This window comes from Nocardia sp. NPDC060259 (assembly GCF_042728775.1).
In the GTDB taxonomy this organism is placed as follows: Bacteria; Actinomycetota; Actinomycetes; order Mycobacteriales; family Mycobacteriaceae; genus Nocardia.
Genome location: NZ_JBHXAY010000165.1, coordinates 1 through 10,004, shown reverse-complemented (window position 1 = coordinate 10,004; position 10,004 = coordinate 1). Strand labels below are relative to the sequence as shown.

Genomic DNA, 10,004 nt, shown 5'->3' with positions numbered 1-10,004 from the left:
GGGTTCGCCTGCGCCGCCGTTGCCGACACCGATCACGGCGCGCCGAACCCCGCCGCGGCCAGGGCTGCCCGACCGGTGGGGCCGGTGACCAGTTCGGAGAATTTCGGCGCGTGTGGCGTCAGCGCGCCGAAACAGGAGTCGGCGCGTCGGCCAGTTCGCGTAGCGCCTGCGGCAACTCGCCGTGATGCAGCACGCCGAGGCGCTGGGTGGCGCGGGTGAGTGCGACATACAGTTCGGCCGCACCGCGTGGCCCGTCTGCGAGGATCCGTTCCGGTTCCACCACCAGCACCGCGTCGTATTCGAGGCCTTTGGTCTCCGACGCGGCAACCGTGCCCGGCACATCCGGCGGCCCGATCACGATGCTGGTGCCCTCGCGCTCTGCTTCGTCCCGCACGAATTCCGCGATGGCCGTGGACAAGTCCGCCGGATCGACGCGCCGGGCCCACGGCCGCACTCCGCACGCGCGGACCGATTCCGGTGGCGTGACCTCCGGCGCGAACTCGGCGAGGACCGCCCCCGCGACGGCCATGATCTCGGCGGGGGTGCGGTAGTTCACCGTCAGCGCGCGGTAGACCCAGCGGCCGGGGACGTAGGGCTCCATCATGGTGGCCCACGATGTCGCGCCCGCTGCCGAGCGGCGCTGGGCGAGGTCGCCCACCACGGTGAACGACTTGCCGGGGCAGCGCCGCATCAGCACCCGCCAGTCCATCTCCGACAGTTCCTGCGCCTCGTCGACCACGACGTGTCGATAGGTCCAATCCCGGTCCGCGGCAGCGCGTTCGGCGAGTTCCCTGGTGTCGCGCTCCAGGAAACGTTCGGCCAGGTCCTCGCCGAAGAGCATGTCCTTGGCGAAGAGGTGATCCTCGTCGTCCATGTGGTCTTCCCGGCTGACCATGGTGTCCTCGAGCACCCGCGCGGCGTAGGCCGCCTCGGCCTTGCGTTCCCGCTCGGCGGTGTCGTCGACGGGCTTGTCCCGGCCCAGCAGGTCGACGAGTTCGTCGAGCAGCGCGACATCCGACACCGTCCAGGCATCGCCATCGGCGCGGTACAGCGACTCGTGGGCACCGGCGGCGCGCAACCGTTCCGGTGACGAATACAGCTGGGCGAGGAAGGTTTCCGGGGTCAGGATCGGCCAGAGTTCGTCCAGGGCCGCGGTGAACGCCTCGTTCTCGGCGAGTTCGGCGATCAGATCGGTCCGCAGCTGTTCCCACGCCTCGCGGTCGTCGCGGGTGAGCCAGCCCTTCCCGATCCGGCCGATGGCCCGCTCGGTGAGCACATAGGTGACGATGTCGCGGAACACCTCCCGCGCCTCGTTGTGCGGCCGCCCGCTGGCGCGTGCCTCTTCGGTCGCCCACTGCGCGGTCTCGGCGTCGATGCGCACGGTGGCATCCGCGAGCTCGATCGGCACCGGATCCACCGGCAGCCGCTGCCGATCGGCGACGGCGGCCGCGAGCACGTCGAGGATTCGCAGGGATCCCTTGTGCCGCGCGGCTTCTGGGGCGTCCTCCGCGGTGACGTGCAGCCCGGGCAGCAGATCGCCCGCGGTCGTGAACACCACATTGGTCTCGCCCAGCGACGGCAGCACATGCGCGATGTGGTGCAGGAAGGCCGGATTCGGGCCGACCACCAGCACACCCTGGCGTTCCATCCGTTCGCGCTGGGTGTAGAGCAGATACGCGACGCGGTGCAGCGCCACCACGGTCTTGCCGGTGCCGGGCCCGCCCTCGATGACGAGCACGCCAGGGTGATCGAGCCGGATGATCTCGTCCTGCTCGGCCTGGATCGTCGCGACGATGTCGCGCATGCCCGCACCGCGCGGCGCGTTGACCGCCGCGAGCAGGGCCGCGTCGCCCCGCTCGTCACCATCGGGCCTGCCGAGCACCTCGTCGGTGAAGTCGGTCACCTGCCGCCCGCGCGTGTGGAATTGGCGGCGCCTGCGCATGTCCTCCGGCGTCGCGGCGGTCGCGACATAGAACGCGCGCGCCGCGGGCGCTCGCCAATCGAGCAGTAGCGGCTCGAACTCGTTCGCCTCGTCGAACAGGCCGATCCGGCCGATGTAGGAGGCCTCGCCGGCGAGCGAGTCGAGCCGGCCGAAGCACAGCCCGTTGTCGGCCACATCCAGCCGTTGGGCCTGCTTGCCCAGCGCACGCACCTCGAAGTCGCGTTCCATCGCCGAGACGCCCTTGCCGCGCAGCGCCGCGCTGTAGCGGCCCTTCACCCGGGTGCGCTCGGCATCGAGCTTCGCGTACAGCCCGTCCACGTAGTTCTGCTCGGACCGCAGTTCGTCCTGATATCCCTGAGTTGACACATGCCCTCACTTTCCCGGTTCGTCGATCCCGGCGGAGCGCGTCGTTCACTCCCATTTCCGCAGCTTCTGGCTTCGGCCGACGATTATGCGGCACACAGGGGGCCTTGCGGCAAGGCCCCCTGTGCGCTATATGTTGGAAAGGGAAGAGAGTGAGGACTCCTCCTTCCCGCGTCACAGGGGGCCGGTAGAACCGTCGATCACACCGTCCGGTCGACATCCTTGCGGGTCAAGAACGCCAGCACCGCCGACTCGAACTCGTTCTTGCGCTCGATCATCGCCCAGTGCCCGCAGTTCGGGAACACGTGCAGTTCGGCGCGCGGAATCGTGCGCATCGGGATCAGCGCCATATCCAGCGGGCTCACCCGGTCGTCACGGCCCCAGGTGATCAGCGTCGGAGCCTGTACCTTGTGCAGCATCGCCCACGGCGGCGGCGCGTCGGAAGCCTCCATGGCCCGCACCATCATCGCGAACGCGGCCTTGCTGTACATCCGCCGCGCGCTGTCCAGGGTGGCCGGATCGGTGGCCTGGGTCCAGCGCTCCTCGATCAGTTCCTCGGTGACCATCGCCGGGTCGTAGACCATCGAGTGCAGCCACTGGATCAACCGCTCCCGGGTGGGTTCCTCGGTGAACTCCTGCAGCAGCTTGATGCCCTCACCGGGGCCGGGGCTGAAGATATTGCGCCCGATGCCGCCGATCGTCACCAGCTTGCCGACCCGATCCGGGTGCGCGATGGCGTAATTGAGCGCCACCCCGCCACCCATCGAGTTGCCGATGATGTCGACACTGTCGAGGCCGAGCGCGTCGACGAACCGGACGACAGCGTCGAGCGCGGTCACCATCGGGTGACCGCCGAAGTCGTCGCTGACGCCGAAACCGGGGAATTCCAGGACCAGACAACGGAATCGGTCCGCGAAGGTGGCGAGGTTGCCGCGGTAGTTGCGCCACCCGGTGACGCCGGGACCCGACCCGTGCAACAGCAGCAGCGGCGGACCCTCACCCGCCTCGTGATAGCGCAAGACGCCCGCGTCGGTGCGGATCTCGCGCAGGGTGGCCTCGTAGCTCAGCTCGGTCATGCGTGGGTGCCGCCGTCGATGCGGATCTCGGTGCCGGTGATGAAGGCGCCGTCCTCGGAGACCAGCATGGCGATCACGCCGGCCACCGCGGTCGGGTCGCCCATGCCGGCGCCACCGGATTCCAGCCCGGTGGGCAGGACCGGGGACAGCTTGCCGAACAGTGACCAGTCGGCGTCGGCGGGCACGTAACCGCCGGTGGCGTCGGTGATCCCGGACTTGATGCTGCCCGGCGCGACGCAGACCGCGCGCAGGCCCTTGCCACCGTATTCCAGCGCGATGGCATGGGTGAAGGACTGGATGCCGCCCTTGCTCGCCGCGTAGGCCGCCATGTACGGGTGCGCGAACGCCGCCGAGGTGGAACTGAAGTTCACGACGGTAGAACTCTGGTTCGCCAGCAGCGTGGGCAGGGCCTCACGGACCACCAGGAAGGTGCCGGTGAGGTTGACCCGGATGATCAGGTCCCACAGGTCGAGGGAGGTCTGTTCGGTGTGCGCGGCGCGCAGGATGCCTGCAGCGTTCACCAGCGAGTCCAGGCCGCCGAGGGTCTCGACCGCCGAGCGGACACCGTCGATCACCGACTGCTCGTCGCCGATATCGATGGTCAGCGTGGTGAGCCGGTCGGCGGTGCCGCGTTCGGCTGCCTGCGCCTTGGTGGCGGCCAGGCCGTCGGCCGAGACGTCGGCGCCGACCACCGTGGCGCCCTCGTCGAGCAGCCGCAGCACGGTGGCCTGGCCGATACCGGACGCGGCGCCGGTCACCAGCGTGCGGTGGTCGTCGAGTCTGTTCATGAATTTCTCTCCTTGTCTGTGGGGTCAGCCGAGCCGGCCGGGGACCGGCTCGTGCCGCACCTGATCGGTCGCCAATGCGCCTGCGCGAACAGCGTTCTCGATGGAATCGCGCAGGGCCGGGCAGGTCGGGATCCAGCTGCTGGGCTCGCCGAGCGCGGCGCGGCGGGCGAACTCCGGGCACGCGGACTCGGCGTCGTCGAGCCACTGGATGCTGGTGTGGCTCGGGCTGAACTTCTCGGCCAGCACCTTGTTGCCGCACGTACCGCATTCGACGGGTTGCATGATGGCCTCCTCAGCGCTCGCCCGCGGCGTGCCGCGCGCCGACGTAGCCGAACACCATGGCGGGGCCGATGGTCGCGCCCGCGCCCGCGTAGTCGTTGCCCATCACCGCGGCCGAGGTGTTGCCCGCGGCGTAGAGGCCCGGAATGGGTGTGCCGTCGGCGCGCAGGACCTGGGCGTCGGCGTTGTAGACCAGTCCGCCCTTGGTGCCGAGGTCACCGATGCGCACCCGCAGCGCGTAGTACGGGCCCTTGTCCAGTACGTCGAGCGCCGGGGTGTCCAGGGTCGGGTCGCCGTAGTAGTTGTCGTAGGCGCTGACGCCGCGGCCGAAGTCGGCGTCGTGACCGTCGCGGGCGAACCCGTTGAAACGGTCGACGGTCTCGCGCAAGGTGGCGACGGGAACACCGATCGCGGCGGCGAGTCCGTCGATATCCGGCGCGATCTGCACCAGGCCGGTACCCGTCCACGATGCCGGGAACTTCTGGCCCGGCACGAGTCCGCCGATGGGGTAGCGGCTCTTGGCCTTCGCGTCGAAGATCAGCCACGCTGGATCGTGGCTGCCGGCGAGCTGGGCGTGCACGAACGTCACATACGGCGACGCCTCGTTGGTGAAGCGCTTACCCGTGCTGTCGACGATGATCGAGCGCGGGATCGACCGCTCCGACACCAGCACCTGATTGATGCCGTCGGGCCGCTGGAACGACGGCATCCACCACGCGTCGTCCATCAGATCCACTGCCGCGCCGACCTTCTCACCCGCGACGATGCCGTCACCGGTGTTGTCCGTCGAGGCCGCGCTGAAGTTGTCGCGCCCGCCCTCGGGCAGATAGCGCTTGCGCATGGCCTGATTGTGCTCGAAACCGCCGGTGGCCAGCAGCACGCCGTCGCGCGCCCTGATCCGGATCTCACGGCCGTCGCGTTCGGCGACCACGCCGAGCACCGCGCCCGAATCGTCGGTGATCAGCGAACGCAGCGGCGTGTTCAGCCACAGCGGCACGCCCGCGTCGCGCAGGGCCAGCCGCAGGCGGGCGATCAGGGCCCGGCCGAGGGTGTCCATGTGCCTGCGCAGCACGATCGCCTTGATCGCCCGCAAACCGGTCAGCAGCGCGGTCCAGCGGGCCTTCCAGGTGCGGGTCACCATATTGAGCTGGACGAAGTCCTTGGACGTGATGAACAGTCCCGGCGGAGTCGCCAGCGCGGCAGGGCGCAGCAGGTCCTCGTCGTCGCCGAGCTGCTTGAGATCCACCGGCAGCGGCTCGATGGACCGGCCGGCGGGCCGCCCGCCCGGCGCCTCGGGGTGGTAGTCGGAGTAGCCGGTGCACCACTGGAAACGCAGATGCGGGCTGGTCTCGAGGAAGGCCAGCATGCGCGGGCCCTCGTCGATGAACGCGTCGAGGTTCGCCGTCGGCACCCGGTCGCCGACGACGGCGTCGAGGTAGGCGCGCACGTCGGCGCGGGAATCGCCGAGGCCTTCGCGCAGCAGCACCGGATTGTTGGGCACCCAGATGCCGCCGCCCGACAGCGCGGTGCTGCCGCCGTAGACGTCGGCCTTCTCGATGACGAGGGTGTCGAGCCCGCGGTCGGCGGCGGCGAGCGCGCCGGTCAGCCCGCCCGCGCCGCTGCCGACGACGAGGAAGCCGACTTCGTGATCCCAGTGTTGTTCGGTCGCAGTCATTCTCGCCTCAGCTCAGCCGACGACCATGTCGTCCTGGGACCAGAACGCGCGCATGCTGGTGATGCGGGCGTCCTCGTCGAAGGTCATGACATCGATCGGATCGAGGGTGAACTTCTGGTCGCCGAACTCGGTCACCACGCGGAAGCTGAACGCGGCGCTGTTGCCCGCGACGCGCACGGAGAACAGTTCGGTCGAGCGCTTCATCGGCTCGATGGCCTCGTAGAACTTGGTGATCGCCGCGTGGCCGACGTGCGGTTCGCTGCCGACCGGGTCCTCCACCGTCGCGTCCTCGCGGTAGAGGGCGACGACGTCGGCAGCCGTACCGCTGCCGACGGCCTCCACATATTTGCGCACCGTCGCGCGAATGTCGTCCGCTGAAGCCATCAGTGTTGCTCCTGAAATATCGAGAAGGGGAATATGTGAACGGAACCACACTCGGTGGCCGCCGCGGACGGGTCCCTCCCGGCCAGCGGGAGGGACCCGAGCTCGCTCAGTCGCCGAGGATGTGCCGCACGGCGAGGTGGCTGAACAGCATCGACGCGCCGATCGGGTTGCCGCCGCCGGGGTAGACCTCGCCGCTGACCGCGGCCATGGTGTTGCCCGCGGCGTAGAGGCCGGGGATCGGCGCGCCGTCGCGGCCGAGGACTCGGGCCGCGGTGTCGGTGCGCAGACCGCCTTTGGTGCCGAGATCGGAGATGCCGAACGCGGCCGCGTGGTACGGGCCCTTGTCGATGGTCACCAGCGGCGGTTCACCGCCGGAGAAGGCGCGATCGTAGGCCTCGTCGCCGCGCCCGAAATCCGGGTCGACGCCGGTGGCGACCATGCCGTTGAACCGCTCGACGGTCGCCTCGAGATTCGCCGCGGGCACGCCGATCTTCGCGGCCAGCTCGGCGAGGGTGTCGGCGCTGTGCCACAGGCCCGCGTCGACGTACTTCTGGGTCTCGACCATGGACACGTTGGTGGCCTTGATCGGCGGGACCTCACCCTCCTTGTCGTCGTAGATCATCCAGAACGGCAGGGTCAGCCCGCGGTCGTTCATCTGGCGGATCACGTCGCGGCCGAGCCGGTCATAGGGGGCCGACTCGTTGACGAACCGCTTGCCCTCCTGGTCGACGAAGATGCCGCCGGTGAACCACAGCGCGAACGCCGAGCGCCCGTCCGGATGGGTCAGCCCGGGCGACCACCACGCCTGATCCATGAGGTCGGTGTCGGCGCCGGCCGCGATGCCCGCCTGGTGCGCCAAGCCCTGATTTCCCCAGGGCCCCATGGTGTCGCGCGCCTCGCCGGGCACGCCGTAGAGCTTGCGCAGCTCGTCGCTCTGCTCGAAGCCGCCCGCGGCGAGCACCACACCGCGGCGCGCGCGGATCGCGACCCGGCCGCCGTCGCGTTCGACGATCGCACCGGTCACCACACCGTCTTCGACCACCAGCTCCACCAGCGGCGACTCCAGGTAGAGCTTGGCGTGCGGGTAGGTCGACAGCGCGCGCAGCATGCGCCCGATCAGCGCCTGCCCGCCGATCAGCAGCTCCGGCAGGGGAGCGCCGAGGCGATCGGTGTCGAGCGGTCCGCGCAGCGACTCGCGCAGCTCGCCCAGCTCGGCGGCGGGCAGCGGAGTGGGCATGATGTGGCGCTGCCCGTCGAGCCTGGCCTTGGGCGCCTTACCGAAGTAGTCCGGCCACGGCAGCATCTGGAACTCGAAGTGGTTGTCGGCCTCGAGGTACTCGATGAGGTCGCGACCACGGCGGACATAGGTCTGCTGCAGCTCGTCGGGGGTGCGGTCACCGACGACGGCGCGGTAGTAGGTGAGCGCGTCGTCGATGGTGTCGTCGGTGCCCGCCCGCTCGAGGACGGGGTTGCACGGGAACCACACCCCGCCGCCGCCCGAATACGCGGTCGTGCCGCCGAACTTGTCGGTCGCCTCGACCACCGCGACGCTGAGCCCTTCGCGGGCGGCGGTGTAGGCGCCGGCCAGGCCACCGCCCGACCCCGCGACCAGCACATCCACCTCGTCGTTCCAGTCCACCACTGTTTCCTCCTGGTACCACCTCGTAGTGCCGATGACGGTAGGTCCGGTGACGGCGGTCACGCAGCGGAGCATCCCGATCACCGGGAGGCGATCGATGCGAGAACGTGCCGGTCAGCGGGAAGGACACCTGCTCTCGCGGCCCGCGCGTCCTTAGCCTCGCCCGCAGAGAACCGGTCTCCATCGAAAGGTAGGCACTGTGAACCCCGAGACCCCATCGGCACCAGCGAACCGCCCCGCCGACGTCGACGTGGTCGTCGTCGGCGCGGGCATCGCCGGCCTGTACGCCCTGCACCGATTCCGCGGCAGCGGCCTGTCCGTGCGGGTGATCGAGGCAGGCGATGGCGTCGGCGGCGTCTGGTACTGGAACCGCTACCCGGGCGCGCGCTGCGACGTCGAGAGCGTCGACTACTCGTACTCCTTCGACGACGCGCTGCAGCAGGAGTGGAACTGGAGCGAGAAGTACGCCACCCAGCCCGAGATCCTGGCCTACCTCGAGCACGTCGCCGACCGCTACGACCTGCTTCGCGACATCGAATTCGGCACGCGCGTCACCGATATCGTGCTCGACGAGCAGACCCTGCGCTGGCAGGTCGCCACCGACACCGGGCGCGCGGTCTCGACCCGGTTCGTGGTGCTGGCCACCGGGCCGCTGTCGAACGCGAACACCCCGGCCATCGACGGCCTCGAGACGTTCGCGGGTCAGACCCTGCACACCTCGCACTGGCCGCACGAGGGCGTCGACCTCACCGGGCAGCGGGTGGGTGTCATCGGCACCGGATCCTCCGGCATCCAGACGATCCCGTGCCTGGCCGAGCAGGCCGGGCAACTGCACGTCTTCCAGCGCACCGCCAATTACAGTGTGCCCGCCGGTAATACACCGCTGAGCGAGGAGGAACGGCAGGCGCAGAAGGCGAACTACCCCGAGCGCAGGCGGCTGTCGATGGCCAGCGGCGGCGGTTCCCCGCACCAGGCGCACCCGCGGTCCGCGCTCGAGGTGAGCGAGCAGGAACTGCGCGAGGCCTACGAGAAGCGCTGGGCGCTGGGCGGTGTGCTGTTCAGTAAGACCTTCCCCGACCAGCTGGTCACCCTGCCCGCCAACGACACCGCCCGGCTGTTCTGGGAGGAGAAGGTGCGCGCCGTGATCGACGACCAGCGGGTGGCCGACCTGCTGGTCCCGCGCGATCACCCGATCGGCACCAAGCGCATCTGCACCGACACGAACTACTACCAGACCTACAACCGCGACAATGTCGAGCTCGTCGACCTGCGGGCGACACCGATCACCCGCGTCGACGCGGCGGGCGTGCACACCAGCGACGCGCATTACCCGATCGACACCCTGGTGCTGGCCACCGGATTCGACGCGATGACCGGATCGGTGTCGCGGATGAACATCGTCGGCCGCGGCGGCGAGTCGCTCAACGAGGCGTGGCGGGAAGGCCCGAAGACCTATCTGGGACTGGGGATGACGGGCTTCCCCAACCTGTTCAACCTGACCGGCCCCGGCAGTCCCTCGGTGCTGGCGAACATGGTGCTGCATTCGGAACTGCACGTCGACTGGGTGGCCGAGGCCATCGCCTTCCTCGACAGCAGCGGAGCGACGGCACTCGAGGCGCGGCCGGACGCGGTGGCCGAGTGGGTGCGCGAATGCGCGACCCGGGCCGCGGGAACGCTGATGACCCAGGCGAATTCGTGGTACCTGGGCGCGAACATCGAGGGCAGGCCGCGGGTGTTCATGCCCTTCGTCGGCGGATTCGGCGTGTACGGCGAGATCATCGCCGAGGTCGCGGCCGCCGGATACAAGGGCTTCGACGTCATCGAGGCGTGAGACACACGACGACGGGGTGGTCCGATC

Annotated in this window: 8 protein-coding genes; 1 reads left to right on the top strand and 7 read right to left on the bottom strand. The window is 69.6% G+C overall.

The genetic code is table 11. From position 1 onward, the window contains the following. Window positions 1–118 precede the first annotated feature (118 nt). The 7 genes from helR to ACFWF2_RS32555 form a co-directional block, all read right to left on the bottom strand. Entirely contained in the window at window positions 119–2,308 is a 2,190-nt protein-coding gene (gene helR / locus ACFWF2_RS32585; protein ID WP_379311326.1) for an RNA polymerase recycling motor ATPase HelR, read from the bottom strand. Between the two features lie 197 nt (window positions 2,309–2,505). Beyond that, entirely contained in the window at window positions 2,506–3,381 is an 876-nt protein-coding gene (locus ACFWF2_RS32580) for an alpha/beta fold hydrolase (RefSeq protein ID WP_379311325.1), read from the bottom strand. Next, entirely contained in the window at window positions 3,378–4,169 is a 792-nt protein-coding gene (locus ACFWF2_RS32575; RefSeq protein ID WP_379311324.1) for an SDR family NAD(P)-dependent oxidoreductase, read from the bottom strand. Before ACFWF2_RS32575 ends, ACFWF2_RS32580 begins: the two co-directional genes overlap by 4 nt. A 24-nt stretch (window positions 4,170–4,193) precedes the next feature. Further along, window positions 4,194–4,451 (bottom strand): hypothetical protein, encoded by a 258-nt coding sequence (locus tag ACFWF2_RS32570; RefSeq protein ID WP_379311323.1) that lies wholly within the window; start codon window positions 4,449–4,451, stop codon window positions 4,194–4,196. Window positions 4,452–4,461: 10 nt separating this feature from the next. Then, on the bottom strand, window positions 4,462–6,123 hold the full coding sequence (locus ACFWF2_RS32565) for an FAD-binding protein (RefSeq protein ID WP_379311322.1): 1,662 nt from the start codon (window positions 6,121–6,123) through the stop codon (window positions 4,462–4,464). A 12-nt stretch (window positions 6,124–6,135) separates the two neighbouring features. Continuing rightward, on the bottom strand, window positions 6,136–6,507 hold the full coding sequence (locus tag ACFWF2_RS32560; protein WP_379311321.1) for a nuclear transport factor 2 family protein: 372 nt from the start codon (window positions 6,505–6,507) through the stop codon (window positions 6,136–6,138). 106 nt (window positions 6,508–6,613) lie between these two features. Beyond that, complete coding sequence (locus ACFWF2_RS32555) at window positions 6,614–8,149, bottom strand: FAD-binding protein (RefSeq protein ID WP_379311327.1); 1,536 nt, start codon at window positions 8,147–8,149, stop codon at window positions 6,614–6,616. A 196-nt stretch (window positions 8,150–8,345) separates the two neighbouring features. Here ACFWF2_RS32555 and ACFWF2_RS32550 point away from each other — a divergent pair, with 196 nt between their 5' ends. After that, the gene (locus ACFWF2_RS32550; protein ID WP_379311320.1) at window positions 8,346–9,977 is read left to right on the top strand and encodes a flavin-containing monooxygenase; all 1,632 of its coding nucleotides are present in this window, start codon (window positions 8,346–8,348) and stop codon (window positions 9,975–9,977) included. Window positions 9,978–10,004: the final 27 nt, after the last annotated feature.